The organism is Bradyrhizobium sp. Kon56 (assembly GCF_055807635.1).
Map to the genome: position 1 here is coordinate 33,728 of NZ_JBVVOU010000026.1, position 18,059 is coordinate 51,786.

The following is an 18,059-nucleotide window of genomic DNA, read 5'->3' on the forward strand; positions in this document are numbered from 1 at the left end:
ATGCACGCAAGTTCGGCATCCGCGCGGCTTTAGCCAAGCTATCGCACCGTGCGACACCGTGCGATAATCCACGAGCGTCACGGGTGACGCCGTTACTTGTGACATCAATTTTGGCGACGCCCCCCGTTACGCACCCCCTTCTGTAAGACGTTAATCGACTGTTTGTCCGATTTCGCCGCAATTCCATTTGCGGCCAGCCATGCCAGACCTGCTCTGGAAACACGCCAGTCGTCCTTGTCTATCGGCTCGATGAGCGCCAGGCCGATCAGCACGTTGACGGCGCGCCCGTGAGCGCCCCGGTAGGATTCGATGTCCTCGCCGTCCCGGGGAGGCACGATCAAAAATGAGATGGCGCCGCGCCTGAGCACGGCGCCGCGGGCCATGGCGACCAGCGTGTGCAGCGGCCCGGGCGACAACAGAGGTGTGTCAGGAGCTGGCATTTGCGGCCAGCCAAGCGCGGCCGGTAGCGGATGCGCCGATGCGGCCCTTCTCGTCGATCGCCAGCAGGCCGCGCAGGAAGAGACCGTAGACGACCGCACGGCGGAAGGTCTTGTCGCCGGCCGCGTACGACTCGACGCCGAAGTAGCCTCTACCCTCCAGTACGGAGATGCCTGTGAAGTCGGCGTTCATGAGGGCGGTCTTCTCGGGGTTGGTCAGCGGGCGCGCCGTGAACTCGCGGGCGATCTCGGCGACGGCTGCGCCGGCCTCGGGCTTCAGCATCACCGGCGAGCGGAAGGCATAGTCTCCGGTCTCCTTCACCGTGAATTCGACCCAGTCGCTGACGCGCGGCATGCGCACGACATCGCTGGAGTATGGGCGGGCGTCCGGATGGATGCGCGCGAGCGCGCCGGACGTCTTCTTCAGGACGTGGTGGATGTTGGGTGCCGGCGAAATGGATGCTGAACGGACAGGCGCCGGTGGAGAGCTGGAAATCTACTTCGTTGCCGTTGTGGAGGGCGACGAGGACGGCTTTGTCGTCTTCGGTGAGATCGTTCATGCCAGCTCTCTCCAGGCTTCGTCCTCCGCCGCTGCGACGCGCGCCAGCGCCAGGTACGCGCGTGACAGCCAGAAGCACATCGCCGTCATCATGCCCCCCCTGGGGCCGAGCTCGATGCGCACCAGACCTACCTCCTCGAGTGCACGCAGTGCCTTGTGGACGTGGTATCTGCTGGCGTTCTTCTGTTCTGCACAGATGACGTTCATAAATCCCCACATCGCCTGCCGCGGACGTGTTGCGCACTGCATCTTCAGCGTCTGTATAGTGTCGGCGCGGCCGCCTGGAGAGATACTGCCTCGTTCCATCAGCCCTGACGACCCGCGCGATCCTGAGCTCGTCGATGCCGTATGGTTCGTCGGCTTCGCCGTCGAGTAGTCGAGTCCGTAGGCCGTCTTGCCGTGCGCCTTGGTGCAGGCCGCCAGCGCCAGCGGATCCAACGGCCGGGCGCGATCCCGGTCAGCTGGATTTTCGTTTCCTTGAACTGGACCGCTCCGAGCAGATCGCTGACGGCCTCGAAATGACACTGGGGCGACCGCAGATCAAGCTGACGCCGTCGACGTCGAACAGGCCATCGGCGTCGGGCTGCGGGGGCGTGTTCTTGCGGTGGGCATGCTTGCAGCTCCCGGTGTCGAAGACTCCGAAGTCCATTTCCTGCTGCATCAGTACGGGATCTCGTCGGCCGAGAGCGGGACAATCTTGCCCTCGGCGTTGGTATAGTATCCCGGCGGACCTGCACCAAAATACCTGTGCGCCCGCGGCGGAACCTTCGCCGGCACGGCTGGCATCGGCGCGCTCGGTGCCGTGTCGGAGCGTGGCGACGGGCGCACGGGCAGCGGGACCTTGGGTCGCGTGAGCGAGTCCGGGTTCACCGGCGGCTTTTTTACCGCCGCCGGCTCCGGCTTTGCGTACGTCGGAGCCGGCCGCGCCCCTGGCGACAGCGGAGCTTTTATGAGCAGCCGGTCCTCGTCGTCGAACTCTGCCTCTGCATCTTCGGACTGCGGCGCAGGTGGCCCTGCGGGCGCCGGTGCTGCGGCCTTCGGCGACCGGCGCGGCGGGAGCGATCTGAAAATCATTTACGTCGCCCCCTGCCTGGCATGGAGATTTCGAGGAGCTTGTCGAGGAGGTCCTCGTAATTCCCGATCGCAACCAGCTCGAGCGCGGTGCGGCGCTCACGGGAGCCGCGCTCGAATGCTTCGGCAACGGCCGCGGCCTCGTCGGCATTGGCGCTCAGAGCGTCCGCCCGCGCGCGCAGTTCGGCAGCCAGCCGGTCTTGGATCACATCCGCGATTTCTCGCGGCATCTCCGCCTTCAGCTCGGACGTTCTCTTCAGGGCTTTCACGGCTATCGAATCCTTCGAAACATCCGCTACGACAGCGAATATGGCTGACATCTTGTGTCAGTTAGTCGACAAAATCAAGGCCACCCGGCGCCTTCCGGCTTGCCGAGCAGTCGGGTAGGTGTCTTGGCAACCCATGGAGGTGACATATGTTGAAGGCCATTTTTTCCGCGATCGGGCGGCGCTGAAAGCCGCCTTCTCGATCGTCCGAGCCGTTATTTCGATCCCCGGCCGCATGCTCGGCGCCGCCCTCGGCGGTCGCGTCGGCGCTCCGCCGGAGCCCGGCAGCAGCGCGCTCGTCCGCGATCTCGAGGCCGAGCTCGAGGCCGAGCTTGAAGCCAGTCGCGCGAACTGGTCCCGGATCGCCGCGATCATCGCGACTTGGTGCGCCGACTCGATGATGGCCGGCCGGCCGCTGCCGGCGCCGACGCCGCCGCGCGTCACGCGCGCAGTCGCAGACTGGCTTCCCGGACTGACCCGCGAGGAGTGCGCGGAGCTAGTTTGCGCTGGAAAAGAAGCTGTTTGCGAGCATGTCGCGGGCGTCTGTGCCATTGCCGGCGTGCGGCCGGTGCAGCGCCTGCAGGCGCTGTCGACGTGGACGCCGGCGTCGGCGTACGTCGAGCCGACGCCGGGCTTCGCCGCTATCGCTTGGGAAATGCCGGACGCACAGTCATCAACCGGATGACGCGGCGGAGCTGCTCGTTGGCCGCGCGCAGCTCCGCGTTCTCGTCCCGAAACCGATTTTTCAAGGACTCAGCGATGTTGAGGGCGTGGACGAGTTCGCCGCGCTCCCATCCGGCCCACCTTTGCGAGTTGAGCTGGGCCGCGTTCTGCATGCCAGCGACCAGGGCGCCGGCGACGGTCATCGCGCCGCCGACGGCGCCGGCGGTGAATCCGCTGCTGTTGAAACCGGTGTGGGAGGAGTCGCTTGACATTTCGGTACCTTTCGGTTTGTGTCGCTGTTCATACACAGTATGTCGAACGTTGATCGACTATATGACGACGTCTGTGATAGCATCCCTAAATCGACTTTCGCAATTTTAGCGATCGGGCCGATTTTTTCGAATCCTAGGAGAGGCAGACCGTGCACCCGGACGAAGTGCAGATCGCGTGGCTGCGCTGGTTCGCGCCGACGGCTGGGAGGGTGCAGTGAGCACGACCTGGCTCTACGCCGACCCGCACTTTTTCCACGAATCCATGCTGAAGTTCTGTCCGGCGACGCGGCCGTTTGCGAACGTCGGCGAGATGAATCACGCCATGGCCTCTGCGTGGCGCACCATCGTGCGCCCGAACGACGACATCATCGTCGTCGGCGACTTCACGCACCGCGCGGATCCGGCCGAGTCGAAGAAGCTCTTCGATTCCCTCCCGGGCAAGAAGCACCTCGTCGTCGGCAATCACGACAGCAAGGACACGCTGGCGCTCCCGTGGACCACGATCAGGGACATCGCATACGTCAGCATCGACAGCACGCGTGTGGTTCTCTGCCACTACCCATTGTTGACCTGGCCCGGATCCCGCAAGGGCGCTCTGCAGCTCTACGGGCACACTCATGGGCGGATTCGGGGCAATCAACAGAGCGCGGACATCGGCGTCGACGTCATGGGCATCGCTCCGGTCCGCCTCAATCAGGTCAAAGCGTACATGGCGACACTGCCGCCGCGCACCGACCCCGAGGGCGTCGACGATTTCGAGAACGAGGTGGTGAAGCCGTGATCCGCGTCCATGCGATCGCCGACCTGCACGACGACATCGATGGCAACCGGATCGAGTGCATGCCGCCGGTCGATGCCGACGTGACCGTTGTCGGCGGTGACGCCGCCGCGCCGGGCACGCTGGCATTGCGGCGCATCCGAGAGCTGTACCCCGACCGCGACCGGCCGCTGGTGTACGTGCCCGGCAATCACGACTTTTACTCGTTCCACGATAAGCACCGGCCGGAGCTCAAAACGACGTACGACGAGCAGCGCGCGCGTATGCCCGAGGTCGCGGCCGAACTCGGGATCAGCCTGCTCGACGATTCCAGCATCGAGATCCATGGCACGCTGTTCGTCGGCGCCACGCTGTGGACGGATTTCATGATCCGGCCGCCGTACGTCCCGTTCGGGGAGGCTGTGCGCACGGCGTCTAAGCAGATGAACGACTACCGCGCGATCAAGACGGGCGCCGGCCGGTCAAAGGACATGTTGCGGCCGGCGCAGACGATCGCCGCGCACAAGAAATCGGTTGCGTTCATCGAGAAGGCGTTGGCCGAGCGTCCCGCCGGCCAGGCCGCCGTTGTGGTCACGCACATGGCTCCGTCGCCGCGCAGCCTGACGCGCTGGCCGATGGCGACCGAATTGGACTGGTGCTACGCGAGCGATCTCGAGCGCCTGATGATCGGCGACGCAGCGCCGGAGCTGTGGGTCCATGGACATGTCCACCGCAATCGTGATTACCAGGTCGGCGAGACGCGTATCGTCGCCAACCCTCGCGGCTATCCCGCGCGCGGCGGCCGCGAAAATCCGGATTTCGATCCGTCGCGGGTGATCGAGGTCGAGCCGAAGTTATCGCCCCAATGGAATGTCTGAGGCTCGATCCTCGATCTGCATCAGGAGCGATTCCGGCCAATGAATCGCGACGGGCGGAACGGCAGGCCGCTCGCTGATCTGCCGCGGGCGCAAGGCGCTTTTGAACGCGTTATCCGTCTTGATACTGCCAAATCTCAATCTCGGATCAAGAACAATGTTTTTGCTACCGGCTTCCTCGACGGCGTGGGGCCACGCGCGGCTGTTCGGCCCAAGGCAAGTTCTGGTCAATCTCTCGCGTCCGTGACATCTCCGACTCGGTCGAATGGTGCGAAGACATCGGCAGCTCGGTGAACGCCAGCATCATGATCGGATTGTAGATGATCTTGTAGCTGAGGCCGGGCGGGAAGTCCTTCTCCGGGGTTTGCATGTGGGAAAGGTTCTCGCTGACGACCGCGAGTGAGTTAGCGCCGGACCCGGCGAAGATCAGAAGAGGCACGCCGAGAGTACGGTCGGTGTAGCCGGTCGCGGTGTGGTCGGCAGCGCCGACCTCTGCGCGGCCGATACGCCGATCTGGAAGGCTTCCTGCGAAGGAATCCGCGGCTGGGTGCTCAGGCAGATGAGTCCGGATGCGAGCGCATTCGTTTTGACACGGAGCGGGTGGGGTTCGCCCGATGGCGCTCTGGCAGACGAGTCCGGATGCGGGCGCATTTGTTTTGACACGGAGCGAGGAAGGCCTGCTCGATGGTGCTCAGGCAGATGAGTCCGGATGCGAGCGCATTCGTTTTGACACGGAGCGGGTAGGGTTCGCTCGATGGCGCTCTGGCAGACGAGTCCGCATGCGGGCGCATTTGCGTTGACACGGAGCGAGGAAGGCCTGCTCGATGGTGCTCAGGCAAATGAGTCCGGATGCGAGCGCATTCGTTTTGACACAGAGCGAGGAAGGCACGCACGATCGATAGTTCTGGAGGATGCGTCTGTGGAGGGAACGATCGAGAGAAGTCAGTGGAGCGTTTGGACGCCTCTCGCTCAATGAATGCTCGTTGCTGGATCAGCGGCTACGCTAGGTCATTCGACAGAGATCAAGCGGTAGTCTTTGACGGCGAGCAGTTTTCACCAATTGTCCCCGCTATCCACTGCAACTATTGATCGAGTGGACCGTCACGCGATTGATGGACGATCGCGCGGCCAGTATGTGACGAGAAGGTGAACAACTGGCGGAGGTAGCATGAGCGGTCACGTGGCAAACGACTTGATTTTTTCGGAGCCTCTCGACGTTGATTACGACGACGTCGCCGATGATGACGCGGTCGTCATCTACACCGGTACTCCGGACGGCACGACCATCTTCTCCGAGCCGCTTGACGACTACTATGATGAAACCTCCGATTTGTCGGAGGCTGAGATCGCCGCGGGGATCACTTCGGCAGATTATGCCGATGCCGCGCCCTTCCTTGCTGATAGCGACGATTCACGGACGCCCAAGGAGCGCTTCTTCGCCATGGTGGAGCTGTCGTACGGACCGCGTTGGCAGAGGCCCTTATCCAGGAGCCAAAGATACACGCAGGGCCACCTGGGAGCTATCAGGGCCGGCTCCCGCGCCTTGACGCTTGAAGTGAAACGGAAGGTCCTCTCCGCTTGCCTTGCTCAGATCAGGCGAGATGAGGAGCGACTGGCTCGGGCGAAAGCGGCCATCATCTACGCTTTGAGCCGGTAACGGTATTGCCCTTCGGCGGTGCGGTCGGCATCGCCGGCTCGGTCCGTGAGGGAAACTTTGCCAAATCTGAGGGAAAGTCGAAAATGATATTCGAGAATCATCCTCATTTTCAGGAGCTTGCGACGCTCGACGAATCTTATGAATATATGAATACACGGCTCTGCCTTAGATAGCGAGTTTCCCTCAAAGTGGATCGCAGCAGTTGAGGGAAAGTCGGCCAAATCTGAGGGAAGCTCGGACTCGTGTTTCCCAGGTGCCGCCCCACTACTTCAGCGAAGCGGTGATTGAAGTCTCACCGCGGATGAGACAGCGCCAACACGTTTCCGGTCGAGAAGAACGCTCCGCAGAAACGTCTCCATAAAAAAGCCCGGCGAATTTGGACATTGGAGGCGACCGCGTCTGGAAGGCATGTGCCTGTCGTCGACAGGGGCATTTCGCGGTTGACCACGGTGCGCTCGACGGTGCTCGTCGTGGGCACGGTCTCGCTTGGTTGCCTTTGCGTCATGCTGCCGTCACGGACATAGTCCGGTTGTGAAGAACTTCCGTCACCGGCATCCCAAAGCTTGTGCCGTGAAGTGGTGATGGAGTCTCGACGAGGATGAAACAACGTCCGTGCCCCTCGGGTCGATAAAAATCGTTCCCGGAGCGCCCCACCAGCAACGTCAGGCGCGGGCCTAAGACATTGGAGACTGTCACCTCTAGAAGGTATGCCTCTGCCGACGACAAGCACATCCGCCCGGTTGACTGCAGCGCCCTGGTCGGGTGGGCACGCCTGTCGCCTCGGATTGACGCGCCTGCGGCCGAATAGCGAAGACGACGCAGCGTCACCGTGTTCGCCAGCCGCGGGTCATAGATCGAGCTGAGGGATCTGATCCTTGCTCCGTTTCGAAACGACTCCCCCGAGTCGGACGCATCTGCCGGAGCGCCGCCGGGCGGGCTTGCACTTCGCTTCGTTTCAAAATGAATGCTCTCGGGTACGGACTCATCTGCCGAAGCGCCGCCGGCCGGGACCCACTTCGCTCCGTTTCAAAATGAATGCGTCCGGATGCGGACGCATCTGCCGAAGCGCCGCCGGCCGGGATTCACCTCGCTCCGTTTCAAATTGAACGCGTCTGGATGCGGACGCATCTGCCGAAGCGCCGCCGGCCGGGACCCACTTCGCTCCGTTTCAAAATGAATGCGTCCGGATGCGGACGCATCTGCCGAAGCGCCGCCGGCCGGGATTCACCTCGCTCCGTTTCAAAATGAATGCGTCCGGATGCGGACGCATCTGCCGAAGCGCCGCCGGCCGGGATCCACCTCGCTCCGCTTCAAATTGAATGCGCCCGGATACAGACGCATCCGCCAGAGCGCCGCCAGCCTGGATCGATCTCTTTCCGCTTCAAATGAATACGCCCGGGTACGGGCACATCTACCCCACCTGGCGATTGCTCTCTCGCCACGGCCGCCGGCCTTCCGTTCTCGACGGGAGCCGCTCTTCATGTGGGGCAAGAGGGTGCGGCGCAGGCTAGGTCTGCGAGGCCGCGTGCAACATCGATTGGCTGCTTTGGAGCGTCGCGACCACCGGCACATGCATCCTACAGTCGCCGCGCATTTTCGCGGTTGAATACGGTGCTGTCGACGGTGCTCGTGGTGGGCAGGGGTCTCGTCGCCGGCGAGATCAATCACAGCTACGCAGTCAGTCTTGCGGGGATTCCCATTGGCGGCGCCGTCCTCAAGGTTTCGCTGAAGGTGCAGCAATGTACGCGCGGATACCGCTGCGCCAGACTTGAATTAGGGATGGCTGCAATGGCGGCCAGTTCTCCCCGGGAAGAAGCAACGTTCCGTTAACCGTATTCACGTGGGAACTTGCTCGGAACCAAGGGCGAGGCTAGATTTGCGCCTCGTCGGTCGGTTTCCGGCGTGGCTCCGTCTGTTGGCGGTGGTCTTTCCGCGTTCTCGCGGGTCTGCCAATTTCCGCGTTTTTTTAGCGGCTCCGAACCCGGGCATTGCTGTGCCTGGGCGGCAGGCGTCGTCGTAATTTTCACGACGGCTCGATCACCCCTTGGTCTATCCCAACTGAACGGAGCTTTCCATGTACATCAAGATCGCCGGTCCTACTGCGTCCGATACGCCGACCTATTCGAGCGGCATTCACGCCGAGCGTCCCGCGCGCCTGCAGCTCGATCTGCGGCGCGGGGACGCGAATCTCGTCCAAACCCATAGCATCGCACTCGTGGTCAGAGGCTGAGAGCGATGATCATTTACACCGTGGATGCAAAGATCAAGGCGGCGCTCGTCGCAAGCCTGACGGCGCACGGTACCGATCGCCTGGTGCTGGCGGGCTTGGGCCGCGTGTCGCGTGAGAACAGCGCCGCCGCAACAGCCTCCATCATCGCGGTCTGGCCGGCGGAGCCCGACGATAGCCATCGCATCGCGCTCAGCGACGTGGCCGGCTACATCGTCTGGCGCGCTTACATCTGCGCCGAAATAGCTGCCGGCCGCGGCAGGCGCGAAGACATCGCCAAATATCGGGCGGCCCTCGGGGTCGAGACCGAGGCTGCCTACGGCTACGTCGCTGCCACACTAAAGGGCAGCGGTATGCGGCCGTGCTGCGGCTCGGCCTGGTCCGACAATACGCGGTGGGTGGTCTGCAGCGGCGATGCAGAGGAGCCGCGCAGGCGCTGGGCGCGCTCGGCCTGGGCAGCGCGGGCTCGCGCGCACAGGATCCTCACGGAGGTCGGCCTGTCGCTGCCCAGGCAGGCCACTTGGCGACCGATCGCCACGGCGTTGTTCGACGAACCGGTGCGCGTCGTGCCGCTCGCGCCGGAGGACGATGTGGCGCTCTCGCTTCTCGCCTGAGGCCGAACAGCAGGCGGCCGCTTGCTGCCGATGGTCTGTCCGGTGAATGCCGGCACTGACGAGGCCAGGTTCGGCGACGCGATCGACCTCAGGACGGCGTCGAAATTCCTCGCCGCCTGCATGATGATTCTGGTGCCCATGTTCATCGCCGCACTAGTGACGATGCAGTTGGTTCCCGGCACCGGTGCGCTGGAAGCCGGCGCCGTCTAGTCCTTCGCCAAGTCCTTGAAGCTCGGATGCCGAAGCATCCCTTCGCTGGTGACGTCGCGGTACTCGACGTCGGCGAACAACGACGCCTCGACCCACTTCGCCTTCGGCGTGCGCACCGCCAGCGTCAGTCGCGACTTCGGCGTCTCGATCGCATCCAGGAGCCGGCGCAGGTCGGCCGAGACCTTCATGCTGAAGCCAGTCCCCACCTTGCCGACGTAGCGCAGCTCCTTGCCTTCGCGACGGGCGACGTACAGCGCGGCGATGCCGCCTACGGCCGGCACGTAGCCGACCATCGGGAAGGTCTCGCGCTTCGAGGTTTTGAGTTCTGCCAGCTATCGCTGCGGTCGCCTGATCGATACGGCGCGTCGGCGCGCTTGGAGACGATGCCCTCCCGAGTCAATTGCGCGCCGGCGAACATCGCGGCCCCGTCGTCCATGTGTTCGCTGTAGAGGACAGGGGCGGCCAGGCCGGTCCGCTCGATCCGCTCCTCCAGCAGCCGCTTTCGCTCGAGGAGCGCCACCTTCCGGAGGTCGTAGCCGTCGGCGTAAAGGAGGTCGAGGCGTAGAACAGCATGCGGTCCTGACGTCCGGCACTCAGGTCGGCCTGGAGGGCGCCGAAATCTGTCCTTTCCGACGACGACCACGATCTCGCCATCGACAGTGGCTTGGCCGAGACCGGTGCCGGCGAATTCGGCCGCGATCGACGTGAACCGCTTGATCCAGTCGAGACCCGACCTGGTAAAAATACGGGTGCCGGCGTCGCCGACGTGCACCTGAGCGCGGTACCCGTCGAACTTGATCTCATGGATTCAGGCCTCGCCCCACGGCGGCTTGGGCTTTCGGGGTGGCGAGCTGGGGGGCGAGGAATCCGGGCACCGGCGCCTGGACGGAGCCCGCCACGGTACGCAAATCCGGACTTGAACTCGAACGCTTACGCCTGCCAGCCATTGGACCGGATATAGGGACTCGGCGCCGGCGAATCGAATCCTTTTTCTGCGCGGTTTGGTCGACGTGGCACTTGGTAAGCTCTATCTGGCTGCCAGTTATCCACGCAGAAATGCGTGAAGTATCAATTTCTTGCTGCGTATCGGTAACGAAATTGAAAATAATTCTTCGATTTTGGCACTTCTCTGATAGGGTGCCGGCACCGGTTCGCCTTGGAGATCACCGTGCATGTCGTTGCCCGTCGAGACTGAAGTCCGCAAAACGCTTGGGCCGTTCAACGGGCGCATCCGCAGCGTGCTGGACAAGGCGTTCAAGGACTTCATCAAGAAGGGCGCCAGCAACGTGTACAAGCGCACCGACGCCGCCGACCAGTTCGACGGCGTCATTCGCGCTGCCCTTGGCGAGTTCACGAACTCGCCGGGCGTGGTCGTCTTGCCGACCGGCTCGACGGCGCGCTTCCTGTTCGACGGCAAGGTGCTGGTGCGCTTCAAGAAAGCGAGCCGCAAGGGCCGCGGGTCGAACATCCCGACCGGCGCCAACGACAACTTCCTGGATCCGGCGATCCCGTTCGCCGATGCGCCGCAGGCGATGAAGGTCGAGATCTGCTGGAAGGTTAACGAGCTCGGCACCGGCTACGACTCGGTTCACGTGACGGCCCGCAACGGCGACGGCAAGCTTTGGAGCTATGAGATGCCGGGCGGCAAACAGGGCATTATCGAGTTTCCGCAGAAGATCGCGGCGCCGCAGCCCCGCCGTCGCAGCGTGGCGAAGCTCAAGGATACGGCCAAGAACAAGAAGAATTCCGGCGGCGAGGCGTCCTGAACCGCTTCCGGGCGGTTAACCGGTCGTAAATAAGAATCGTCGAATGGCGTTGGGAGAGTTGCTGGGATGTCGAAAGCTGGGAACATGCTGCGCCTCGCGCGGCAGCTAAGAGGATTCCCGCAGAACGAGGCTGCGGAATGCCTCGGCGTACCCAACGTCGAACTGTCGCGGATCGAGACCGGACTCAAGGAGCCGAGTGAAGATCTGCTGGCGAAGGCGAGCGACGTGTTCTCCGTGCCCGTCGACTTCTTCTCGCAGACCGACACCATCTACGGCGCGCCCGTCAGCGTACATCCGATGTGGCGCAAGAAGTCCAACGTCTCGGCGACCGAGCTTCACCGAATCGTCGCCGAGCTGAACGTGCGCGTCATGCACCTGCGCAACCTGCTCGAGGCCACCGACCTCGAGCCCATCAACAAGCTGCCGCGGTTCGATGCCGACGAGTACGACAACGATCCGGAGAAGATTGCGGGCCTGCTGCGGCGGTTCTGGCAGGTCCCCGACGGACCCATCCAGGACGTGACTGCTCTGGTCGAAGACGCCGGCATCCTGATCGCGCACTCCGACCTGGGCGGGTCGTCCGTCAGCGGTGTCCGCTTCGCCGTGCCCGGCATGCCGAACCTGATCGTGCTGAACCGCCAGCAGTCCGCCGACCGAATGCGCTTCACGCTCTGCCATGAGCTCGCACACGTGGTGATGCACAGCTTCCCGACGCCGAACATGGAGGAGGAGGCGGACAAGTTCGCGTCCTGCTTCCTGGTCCCGACCGACGACATCAAGCCGTACTTCGCCGGCCGCAAGGTCGACCTGCGTCTGCTCGCCGCTCTGAAGCCGGAGTGGAAGGTCTCGATGGCGTCGCTGGTGTTCGCCGCCAAGCGCGTCGGCGCTCTCAACGAGACTCAGGCGCAGTACATCTGGAAGCAGTTCAACATCCACAAGATCAAGCTGCGCGAGCCGCCGGAGCTCGACTTCCCCGCCGAGCAGCCGCGCACGCTCGGCGACCTCGTCTCGCTGCACATCAACGACATGGGATATTCGCTCGCCGACCTGTCGAAGGTGCTGATCATGAACGAGACCGAGCTGGCGAAGACCTACTCGATCGCTCTGCCTGGTCAGGAGAAGGGGCGCGCCGGGCACCTCCGCGTGATCCAGTGACGAAGACGTGGGCATTCTCGAAGCGTTGAAGCCTTTACGCAGCATTCCTGCGCCGGCGTCCCGTTTTGAAGCCTTTACGCATCATCAACAGGCTGTGGATTCTGCGGAGAGGCTTGTGCCTGTTTGCAGGGTATAGCCTGCATCTTGTGCCGTTGGCCTAGTTTTGCAGGCTAAAGCCGGCAATTAACCATCGATGGGAAGCTAAGGATTTTTCGCGCGGTTGATTCCGCAGCGTTGTCAACAGATTATCTATTGCATTCCTCCGATTTAGACGGCGCGATGGTCGCGACGTCAAGAGGAGAGACAAGCATATGGCTAAGATCACCAGCTCGTATACCCACGATATCCGCATGGCGACCGATGCTCAACTCGACGCCGAACTCGACGCCATCAAGGACGGCGGCGGCTACAACCTGCTGGGCGAGCTGCAGATCGAGATCGAGCGCCGCAAGGCGCAGGCCATCAAGGAGCTCCGGGACCGCGAACAGATCGCGCAGCACGGCCTCGGCCGCCGCATCGAGAGCTACGTCGACTTCGCGAAGTGCAGCATCGAGGCCGACCTCGTCAAGGACGCCAAGCGTGAACTCGACCGCAAACAGGCTCTGCTCGACAAACTGGCCGCTGTGAGCGCGCATCTCGAGGCCACCGTCGTTTGACGTCACCAGCATTGCTCGGAATAACAACCGTGAACCTCGAAAACTTCGCCCACCGCCTCCGTGAGCACCGCGTCGCGCAGCTCGCCGACGCCGTCGCCAAGCTCGAAGCCGGCATCGCCGCCGGGACCGTCAAGAACGTCGACTTCAAGGACGCCAAGGACACGATCAACCGGGCCGTCGACGAGGCCTACAACCACTATCAGGACGAGACCGGCGACTACGACGGCCGTCTGATCATGGGCGCATACGACGTGCCGCACGGCATCAAGCAGGCGGGCATGTCGCGCGGCGAGCGCGAGACGTCAGAGGACAGGACCGCGGCCCGCCGCGCGGTGCTGACCGCGCTGCTGCCGCTGCACGAGCTGCTGCAGGCCGCCAAACCCTTCGTCGTCAAGCGCCAGACCGGCCCCGGCGCGCCGAAGACTGCGCTGCAGCTCGAGCGCGAGGCGGCGACGATGACGTGCCAGTGCTGCGGCAGGCGCTACCTCGCCAACATCGGCACCATCGCGCACCACGGCTACCAGCGCCCCGGCGGCGGCTGGCAAACCGCGTCCTGCGCCGGCGCCAAGCGCTCTCCGTTCGAGGTGTCCCGAGAATTCCTCGGCATCATGATCGGCGATCTGAAGTCCTGGGAGGCGAGCGCAGTGCTCGACCGCAAGGCCGTCGCAGTCGAGACGAAGCCGGTCACGGTACGCTTCCCCGACCGCAGCGCCGGGATGGATCACCGGGGCGGCCGCCCCATGATCTCGCTCGCCGTCACGCGCGAGACCTTCGAAGTCGAGCGCGCCGCCCGCGCGGACGACTTCCGCCGCAACGGCATTCTGTACTTCGCCATCGAGAAGGCCGACGACCTCGCCCGCCGCGATCGCGAGATCGCCGGCATCCGCGCCGAGATCAAGGTGCATGAGGAACGCTTCTACGCCTGGAAGCAGACGCACCAGTGGGACCCCAACGCCCATGGGTGGCGGGAGATCGTCAAAGACTGCCGCTCGCAGGATGCGGCCTGATGGCCAAGCTCTCGCCCCGCGCCGCCAAGATCAAGGCCGCCGCCGCGGCGGCCTTCGGCGATCGCGGCCTGACGAAGCTCGCGGAGGCCGCCGGCATCTCGAAGCAAGTGATGTCGTTCATCGTCACGGGCGCCAAGCCGGTGAGCGACGACGTCTACGAGCGCGTCGCCGGCGCGCTCGTGAAGGAGGCCGATTGCATGAGCGCGGTCGGATTGAAGTTGCAGAAGATGGCGCTGCAGATGCTGCGCGAACTGGAGGAGTAAAATAACGGTGATTCAATTCCCGAATTCCGCGCCGCCGAAGACGAGGACGAGAGCATGTCGCTCGCTGACGCCACCGAGGCGATCAAACGCGCCGGCTTCAGGCGCTGGGAGCAGTTCGGGCCGGTGACGTACAATGTTTCCGCGTTGTCCGAAGGGAGCACGCATTTCGTCGTCATCCTGAGCGACGGCGACTCGCTGATGATGTTCTGCGTCGACGACTGCGGTCGCATCGACAAGCGCTCTTTCGAAGAGCAGCTCGCGAGCGCGGTGGACTGGATGAACAGGTGAGAGACGCCCGAAGGGAAGGCCATGCTCGCAATGCTCGCCGCAGCGAAAGCAGCCACGAAGTAGACATTCCGCCGTCAGGCGGGTAGACCGCATCCTGTTCTGGCGCTCGCCGCCTCCAACAGACCTTCCGCGCCTTCGCGGGTAAACGGCAAGTCCAGCAGCCCCGGCGCATCACCGCCGGGGTTTCCGTTTGATCTTCTAGCGTCGCCGCTGATCGATGGGCTCAGGCAACTTGGCGCCTGGGACCTTGAGGTATGCATCAAGCAGGGCGTCGCTCCATGCCTTCATGCCAGCCGCCTTCTCCTTCATCCGTTGCGAGGTTAGGTAGTATTGCCTCGTGGTCGGCGCGGCTTCTTCGCCGTCGCCCTTCACTTTATGGGCCAGCACGAGCGACGACGCGACGCCCGTGACATGCTCATCGATAAAGTCGCCGACTGGGGATCGCACCAGATGCGGATTGAACAGCGCCAAGCCGTCGAGGGTGCCGTCGGCGCGCATGCGCTGCAGATGCCTGTTCAACGAGTTCGGATAGATCCTGACGTCCTTCAGCTCCGTGCCGCGGCTGCCGCGCACGTAGCGCTGTTGGGATGCGAACACCCACTTCGTCTTTGCGCAGGCCGTGTGTGCGCGGCCGTTGTAGTCGATGGCCTTCTGCCAATCCGACATCGATGCCGCCGCGATGGCATAGACGACCGGCGGCAGCGGCAACCAGAAATCCTCCTTACCCTTCATCTGCTCAGCCGTCCACTCGGCGCGGCCCCATCCTGGCTCGCCGAATTCGTCCTGCTCCTTCAGATTGCCGCGCAACAGTTCGACGGTCGACAGACGCCGGTTGCCCGTGAACGCGACCCACCAGATGCCCCATCGGATCCCGGCGGTGACCGCCGCGAAGCCCGGCACGCGCTCGCGCGCGACGCAATACTTTTCGTGCGCAATCAACGTAGCCGCGATCGCGTCGACGGTGAGCTCGGCCTTGTTTTGGCGATGCCGCTTCCGGCGGCCCTCGATCGCGTGCATCGTGTCGACGTCAGGCTCGCCAGCGTTGAGGCGTTCCCACCAGCGATCGACATCTTCGGTCAGCCCGCTTTCGTCCGGATGCGTGTCTGCCGCCCAGGTGAGGGCGGCTTTGATGTAGGCGACACACTTCTGGCGCTGCCGATATGACGTCACGCCGTCACGGCATTGGTTTAGCAGGGGCCTCGTCAGCGTCAGCACGGTCATCGGTCCGAGAACCTGGTACGATACCTGGCCGAACGCCCGCCGGACGTCGTCGTTGGTTCCCTCGCTCGCCGGCTTCAGTCGGTTGTTGATCCACCGCGGCTGCGACAGCATCCGCTGATAGCCGACACAGACCTGGCCGAGGGTCCAGCCCGCGACCTGCGTCTCGTCGGCGGAGACGGGGTCCTGGTCGTCGCCGTAGCGCAATTCGGTGTAGGTGTCGGTCGCCGCCTTCCGCGCGTCCGTGACCGACAGAAATTCCGGGTGTCGCTCGCGGATGTCGCCGATCGAGCGCAGCGTGTCGCCGAAGCGGACGATCCACTTCGCAGCGCCGGCGCGCTGGCGGATCTGCAGGTACGGCAGGCGCGTGTCGGCCCAAATGCCGGTGCCGGCGCGCCTCTCGGCTGCGGCCCGAGCGGCCTCCTGAACGACCTTCGCCGTAATTTCTACGCGCTGGAACGCCACGAACCTGTACCCGCTTTTGTACCCGCCTCTTAGCTGGATTCTCGGCGGCGGAAAGGGGTCCGCAAGGATTCGAGCGCGTTTTCCTCAGGGAAAACCGTGTAAGGTTAACGACGACTCGCGGCAGATTATCGAATACGGGAATCATAATCCTGGGGTCGGGGGTTCGAGTCCCTCTCCCGCTACCAAAAAATCAGGCACTTCCTGCTAACCTGCGATCCTCGGACTCTCTTGGTACCACATTAGTCCCACCAATTCGCAAGCTGGCGAGCATGAAGCTACGCGCTGCGGAGGGGAAGACGGCGGGGTACATTTAGCGGTTTAGCGCCCGGAGTCGAAGCGTGGCCGCTTCTCAGCGGGCAGAACCCTACGGCTGAGCCGTGCTGCAGCCGACGCGATTGTGCCAGAGCCGCGGAACACGGGGACAAACCTCAGCTCTGCCGATTGCGAATCCCTGCTGCGTGCTAACCGCTCGGAACGAGAAGACGGGCCAAAGGATTCGTCCGGGCAGGAGCAAGCTCGATGCTGATGACGAAGGAAAGACGGCCGGCGATCCGAACGCTGCGCGGCTGGGCGCTCAGCGTGCTGCAGGAGGCGGGCGCCATCCACGAATGCGAGGAGCACGGCTGGGCGAAGGACCGGGCCGACCCGCATGCACGCGAGCACGCATTGGATATAGCCAGGCAGGAGCCACCCGAGGGCTTATCTCCGGATCAGGCCGTCGGGCAAGTGCGCGAGGTTTTGCATTCGATCGGCGATACGTGCCCGGAGTGCCCGCCACGTCCCGATTAAGTCCCCTGCGCTGTCGCGCCGCTCGAATGGCGTGCGAGCCTCAAACGCCTTTGGCAAACTTGGACGACGTAAGGGATATCAGCGGACTGTTGCCAAAAGGCCCTTCAAGCGAGCAAGTCTAGTGCGTTCTCGATCGCTGCGCCGGCTGCGGTGTTGTCGAAGATGCACCAGGTCTCACTAGATGACGACGCAGCACCGAGCCGCAGCTTCAGCGATCGCAGGAACGCCCCGTCGTACGCGGAGTAGTAAATGCGCGGCGCTCCATGCAATCGAAAATAGCGCAGACTAGGCCACCCGCCCGGCAGGTCGGCATCGGGCCCCCGCGCCGGATCCGCGGCGACACGGGCAATCCGACGTTCCCCGAGCCAGGCGCCGACCTCGGGCGTAAACCAGCTGACGTGACGCGGCTCGCACGCGAGAGCGGCTGAGGTCTTTTCCTGCAGCGCGCGGAACAGGAACTCCGCATCGGACTCAACGAACATTTTGCGAGGCGCAAACTGAACGAGCAAAACCCCGAGCTTCGCACCAAGTCCGGCGCTCTCTTCGATGAACCGATCGAGTTCACCCTGCGCAAGCTGTGACGAGTGAGTAACAGACTTCGGCACCTTTACCGAAAAGCGGAAATCATCTGGCGTCGCGTTCGCCCATTTCTCATAGGTCGAACGCCGGTGCGGCTTATGAAATGATGAGTTGATCTCGGTGGCGTTCAACACCCGCGCGTAGCGTTCAAGCTGGCTACCTACCCCGCCAACTCTTTCCTTGCAGACTCGCGGAACATTCCATCCCGCTGTGCCGAGCCGCAGCTCAGCCTTGACATGCGCGGCCTCTTCCATGTCAGTCCGAA

Annotated in this window: 26 protein-coding genes; 16 read left to right on the forward strand and 10 right to left on the reverse strand. The window is 63.6% G+C overall.

Features of this window, described 5'->3' with window-relative positions; genetic code table 11:
- Positions 1-104: 104 nt before the first annotated feature.
- Complete coding sequence (locus AC0L3B_RS30305) at positions 105-440, reverse strand: hypothetical protein (protein WP_473381544.1); 336 nt, start codon at positions 438-440, stop codon at positions 105-107.
- Positions 427-792, reverse strand: a complete 366-nt coding sequence (locus AC0L3B_RS30310; protein ID WP_473381545.1) for a hypothetical protein — start codon at positions 790-792, stop codon at positions 427-429. Before AC0L3B_RS30310 ends, AC0L3B_RS30305 begins: the two co-directional genes overlap by 14 nt.
- Here AC0L3B_RS30310 and AC0L3B_RS30315 point away from each other — a divergent pair.
- Complete coding sequence (locus AC0L3B_RS30315; RefSeq protein WP_473381546.1) at positions 791-1,372, forward strand: hypothetical protein; 582 nt, start codon at positions 791-793, stop codon at positions 1,370-1,372. The genes AC0L3B_RS30310 and AC0L3B_RS30315 overlap by 2 nt on opposite strands.
- Positions 1,373-1,656: 284 nt before the next feature.
- On the opposite strand, the gene AC0L3B_RS30320 is transcribed toward AC0L3B_RS30315, so the two are convergent.
- Both AC0L3B_RS30320 and AC0L3B_RS30325 read right to left on the reverse strand, forming a co-directional pair.
- Positions 1,657-2,070: a hypothetical protein gene (locus AC0L3B_RS30320; protein WP_473381547.1), complete on the reverse strand. Its 414-nt coding sequence runs from the start codon at positions 2,068-2,070 to the stop codon at positions 1,657-1,659.
- Positions 2,067-2,336, reverse strand: coding sequence for a hypothetical protein (locus AC0L3B_RS30325; RefSeq protein ID WP_473381548.1), 270 nt, complete (start codon positions 2,334-2,336; stop codon positions 2,067-2,069). Before AC0L3B_RS30325 ends, AC0L3B_RS30320 begins: the two co-directional genes overlap by 4 nt.
- 133 nt (positions 2,337-2,469) lie before the next feature.
- Here AC0L3B_RS30325 and AC0L3B_RS30330 point away from each other — a divergent pair, with 133 nt between their 5' ends.
- Positions 2,470-3,018 carry a hypothetical protein gene (locus tag AC0L3B_RS30330; protein WP_473381549.1) on the forward strand — a complete coding sequence of 183 codons (549 nt, stop codon included), beginning with the start codon at positions 2,470-2,472 and terminating at the stop codon, positions 3,016-3,018.
- Here AC0L3B_RS30330 and AC0L3B_RS30335 read toward each other — a convergent pair.
- The gene (locus tag AC0L3B_RS30335; protein ID WP_473351941.1) at positions 2,975-3,268 is read right to left on the reverse strand and encodes a hypothetical protein; all 294 of its coding nucleotides are present in this window, start codon (positions 3,266-3,268) and stop codon (positions 2,975-2,977) included. The genes AC0L3B_RS30330 and AC0L3B_RS30335 overlap by 44 nt on opposite strands.
- A 175-nt stretch (positions 3,269-3,443) precedes the next feature.
- Between AC0L3B_RS30335 and AC0L3B_RS30340 the strand changes: the two genes are divergently transcribed.
- Complete coding sequence (locus tag AC0L3B_RS30340) at positions 3,444-4,049, forward strand: metallophosphoesterase (RefSeq protein ID WP_473381550.1); 606 nt, start codon at positions 3,444-3,446, stop codon at positions 4,047-4,049.
- Positions 4,046-4,903, forward strand: coding sequence for a metallophosphoesterase (locus AC0L3B_RS30345; RefSeq protein ID WP_473381551.1), 858 nt, complete (start codon positions 4,046-4,048; stop codon positions 4,901-4,903). Before AC0L3B_RS30340 ends, AC0L3B_RS30345 begins: the two co-directional genes overlap by 4 nt.
- Before the next feature lie 163 nt (positions 4,904-5,066).
- Here AC0L3B_RS30345 and AC0L3B_RS30350 read toward each other — a convergent pair whose 3' ends face one another.
- Positions 5,067-5,270 (reverse strand): hypothetical protein, encoded by a 204-nt coding sequence (locus AC0L3B_RS30350; RefSeq protein WP_473381552.1) that lies wholly within the window; start codon positions 5,268-5,270, stop codon positions 5,067-5,069.
- A 798-nt stretch (positions 5,271-6,068) separates the two neighbouring features.
- Between AC0L3B_RS30350 and AC0L3B_RS30355 the strand changes: the two genes are divergently transcribed.
- The 5 genes from AC0L3B_RS30355 (at position 6,069) to AC0L3B_RS30375 (ending at position 9,608) form a co-directional block, all read left to right on the forward strand.
- Complete coding sequence (locus AC0L3B_RS30355; protein WP_473351937.1) at positions 6,069-6,557, forward strand: hypothetical protein; 489 nt, start codon at positions 6,069-6,071, stop codon at positions 6,555-6,557.
- 1,602 nt (positions 6,558-8,159) lie between these two features.
- A complete protein-coding gene (locus AC0L3B_RS30360) occupies positions 8,160-8,387 on the forward strand; it encodes a hypothetical protein (protein ID WP_473381553.1) in 228 nt (75 codons plus the stop codon).
- Between the two features lie 244 nt (positions 8,388-8,631).
- On the forward strand, positions 8,632-8,787 hold the full coding sequence (locus AC0L3B_RS30365) for a hypothetical protein (protein ID WP_473381554.1): 156 nt from the start codon (positions 8,632-8,634) through the stop codon (positions 8,785-8,787).
- A gap of 5 nt (positions 8,788-8,792) precedes the next feature.
- A complete protein-coding gene (locus AC0L3B_RS30370; RefSeq protein WP_473381555.1) occupies positions 8,793-9,398 on the forward strand; it encodes a hypothetical protein in 606 nt (201 codons plus the stop codon).
- Between the two features lie 21 nt (positions 9,399-9,419).
- The gene (locus tag AC0L3B_RS30375) at positions 9,420-9,608 is read left to right on the forward strand and encodes a hypothetical protein (protein WP_473352150.1); all 189 of its coding nucleotides are present in this window, start codon (positions 9,420-9,422) and stop codon (positions 9,606-9,608) included.
- Here AC0L3B_RS30375 and AC0L3B_RS30380 read toward each other — a convergent pair.
- Both AC0L3B_RS30380 and AC0L3B_RS30385 read right to left on the reverse strand, forming a co-directional pair.
- Positions 9,605-9,901 carry an ATP dependent DNA ligase gene (locus AC0L3B_RS30380; protein WP_473381556.1) on the reverse strand — a complete coding sequence of 99 codons (297 nt, stop codon included), beginning with the start codon at positions 9,899-9,901 and terminating at the stop codon, positions 9,605-9,607. The genes AC0L3B_RS30375 and AC0L3B_RS30380 overlap by 4 nt on opposite strands.
- Positions 9,877-10,380, reverse strand: a complete 504-nt coding sequence (locus AC0L3B_RS30385; RefSeq protein ID WP_473381557.1) for an ATP-dependent DNA ligase — start codon at positions 10,378-10,380, stop codon at positions 9,877-9,879. The genes AC0L3B_RS30380 and AC0L3B_RS30385 overlap by 25 nt, the downstream gene beginning before the upstream one ends.
- Positions 10,381-10,780: 400 nt before the next feature.
- Here AC0L3B_RS30385 and AC0L3B_RS30390 point away from each other — a divergent pair, with 400 nt between their 5' ends.
- The 6 genes from AC0L3B_RS30390 (at position 10,781) to AC0L3B_RS30415 (ending at position 14,743) form a co-directional block, all read left to right on the forward strand.
- The gene (locus AC0L3B_RS30390; RefSeq protein ID WP_473352147.1) at positions 10,781-11,374 is read left to right on the forward strand and encodes a hypothetical protein; all 594 of its coding nucleotides are present in this window, start codon (positions 10,781-10,783) and stop codon (positions 11,372-11,374) included.
- Between the two features lie 66 nt (positions 11,375-11,440).
- Positions 11,441-12,529 (forward strand): XRE family transcriptional regulator, encoded by a 1,089-nt coding sequence (locus AC0L3B_RS30395; protein ID WP_473381558.1) that lies wholly within the window; start codon positions 11,441-11,443, stop codon positions 12,527-12,529.
- A 311-nt stretch (positions 12,530-12,840) separates the two neighbouring features.
- Positions 12,841-13,185 (forward strand): hypothetical protein, encoded by a 345-nt coding sequence (locus AC0L3B_RS30400; RefSeq protein WP_473381559.1) that lies wholly within the window; start codon positions 12,841-12,843, stop codon positions 13,183-13,185.
- A gap of 29 nt (positions 13,186-13,214) precedes the next feature.
- Positions 13,215-14,192, forward strand: coding sequence for a hypothetical protein (locus AC0L3B_RS30405; RefSeq protein WP_473352144.1), 978 nt, complete (start codon positions 13,215-13,217; stop codon positions 14,190-14,192).
- Positions 14,192-14,455, forward strand: coding sequence for a hypothetical protein (locus AC0L3B_RS30410; RefSeq protein WP_473381560.1), 264 nt, complete (start codon positions 14,192-14,194; stop codon positions 14,453-14,455). The genes AC0L3B_RS30405 and AC0L3B_RS30410 overlap by 1 nt, the downstream gene beginning before the upstream one ends.
- Positions 14,456-14,509: 54 nt before the next feature.
- The gene (locus AC0L3B_RS30415; protein WP_473381561.1) at positions 14,510-14,743 is read left to right on the forward strand and encodes a hypothetical protein; all 234 of its coding nucleotides are present in this window, start codon (positions 14,510-14,512) and stop codon (positions 14,741-14,743) included.
- 198 nt (positions 14,744-14,941) lie between these two features.
- Here the strand turns inward: AC0L3B_RS30415 and AC0L3B_RS30420 are convergent, their stop codons facing one another.
- The gene (locus AC0L3B_RS30420; protein ID WP_473352140.1) at positions 14,942-16,426 is read right to left on the reverse strand and encodes a site-specific integrase; all 1,485 of its coding nucleotides are present in this window, start codon (positions 16,424-16,426) and stop codon (positions 14,942-14,944) included.
- A gap of 519 nt (positions 16,427-16,945) precedes the next feature.
- Here AC0L3B_RS30420 and AC0L3B_RS30425 point away from each other — a divergent pair.
- A complete protein-coding gene (locus tag AC0L3B_RS30425) occupies positions 16,946-17,215 on the forward strand; it encodes a hypothetical protein (protein WP_018453910.1) in 270 nt (89 codons plus the stop codon).
- 104 nt (positions 17,216-17,319) lie between these two features.
- Here the strand turns inward: AC0L3B_RS30425 and AC0L3B_RS30430 are convergent, their stop codons facing one another.
- Positions 17,320-18,048 (reverse strand): DUF72 domain-containing protein, encoded by a 729-nt coding sequence (locus tag AC0L3B_RS30430; RefSeq protein ID WP_085393961.1) that lies wholly within the window; start codon positions 18,046-18,048, stop codon positions 17,320-17,322.
- Positions 18,049-18,059: the final 11 nt, after the last annotated feature.

Excerpts from the sequence above, each read along its gene's own strand:
- AC0L3B_RS30350 (WP_473381552.1), bottom strand. The coding sequence starts at position 5,270 with ATGCAAACCCCGGAGAAGGACTTCCCGCCCGGCCTCAGCTACAAGATC.
- AC0L3B_RS30415 (WP_473381561.1), top strand. The coding sequence starts at position 14,510 with ATGTCGCTCGCTGACGCCACCGAGGCGATCAAACGCGCCGGCTTCAGG.
- AC0L3B_RS30390 (WP_473352147.1), top strand. The coding sequence starts at position 10,781 with ATGTCGTTGCCCGTCGAGACTGAAGTCCGCAAAACGCTTGGGCCGTTC.
- AC0L3B_RS30320 (WP_473381547.1), bottom strand. The coding sequence starts at position 2,070 with ATGATTTTCAGATCGCTCCCGCCGCGCCGGTCGCCGAAGGCCGCAGCA.
- AC0L3B_RS30410 (WP_473381560.1), top strand. The coding sequence starts at position 14,192 with ATGGCCAAGCTCTCGCCCCGCGCCGCCAAGATCAAGGCCGCCGCCGCG.
- AC0L3B_RS30335 (WP_473351941.1), bottom strand. The coding sequence starts at position 3,268 with ATGTCAAGCGACTCCTCCCACACCGGTTTCAACAGCAGCGGATTCACC.
- AC0L3B_RS30430 (WP_085393961.1), bottom strand. The coding sequence starts at position 18,048 with ATGGAAGAGGCCGCGCATGTCAAGGCTGAGCTGCGGCTCGGCACAGCG.
- AC0L3B_RS30380 (WP_473381556.1), bottom strand. The coding sequence starts at position 9,901 with ATGGTCGGCTACGTGCCGGCCGTAGGCGGCATCGCCGCGCTGTACGTC.
- AC0L3B_RS30370 (WP_473381555.1), top strand. The coding sequence starts at position 8,793 with ATGATCATTTACACCGTGGATGCAAAGATCAAGGCGGCGCTCGTCGCA.
- AC0L3B_RS30330 (WP_473381549.1), top strand. The coding sequence starts at position 2,470 with ATGGAGGTGACATATGTTGAAGGCCATTTTTTCCGCGATCGGGCGGCG.
- AC0L3B_RS30365 (WP_473381554.1), top strand. The coding sequence starts at position 8,632 with ATGTACATCAAGATCGCCGGTCCTACTGCGTCCGATACGCCGACCTAT.
- AC0L3B_RS30400 (WP_473381559.1), top strand. The coding sequence starts at position 12,841 with ATGGCTAAGATCACCAGCTCGTATACCCACGATATCCGCATGGCGACC.
- AC0L3B_RS30315 (WP_473381546.1), top strand. The coding sequence starts at position 791 with ATGCGCACGACATCGCTGGAGTATGGGCGGGCGTCCGGATGGATGCGC.
- AC0L3B_RS30355 (WP_473351937.1), top strand. The coding sequence starts at position 6,069 with ATGAGCGGTCACGTGGCAAACGACTTGATTTTTTCGGAGCCTCTCGAC.
- AC0L3B_RS30305 (WP_473381544.1), bottom strand. The coding sequence starts at position 440 with ATGCCAGCTCCTGACACACCTCTGTTGTCGCCCGGGCCGCTGCACACG.
- AC0L3B_RS30310 (WP_473381545.1), bottom strand. The coding sequence starts at position 792 with ATGCCGCGCGTCAGCGACTGGGTCGAATTCACGGTGAAGGAGACCGGA.
- AC0L3B_RS30395 (WP_473381558.1), top strand. The coding sequence starts at position 11,441 with ATGTCGAAAGCTGGGAACATGCTGCGCCTCGCGCGGCAGCTAAGAGGA.
- AC0L3B_RS30425 (WP_018453910.1), top strand. The coding sequence starts at position 16,946 with ATGCTGATGACGAAGGAAAGACGGCCGGCGATCCGAACGCTGCGCGGC.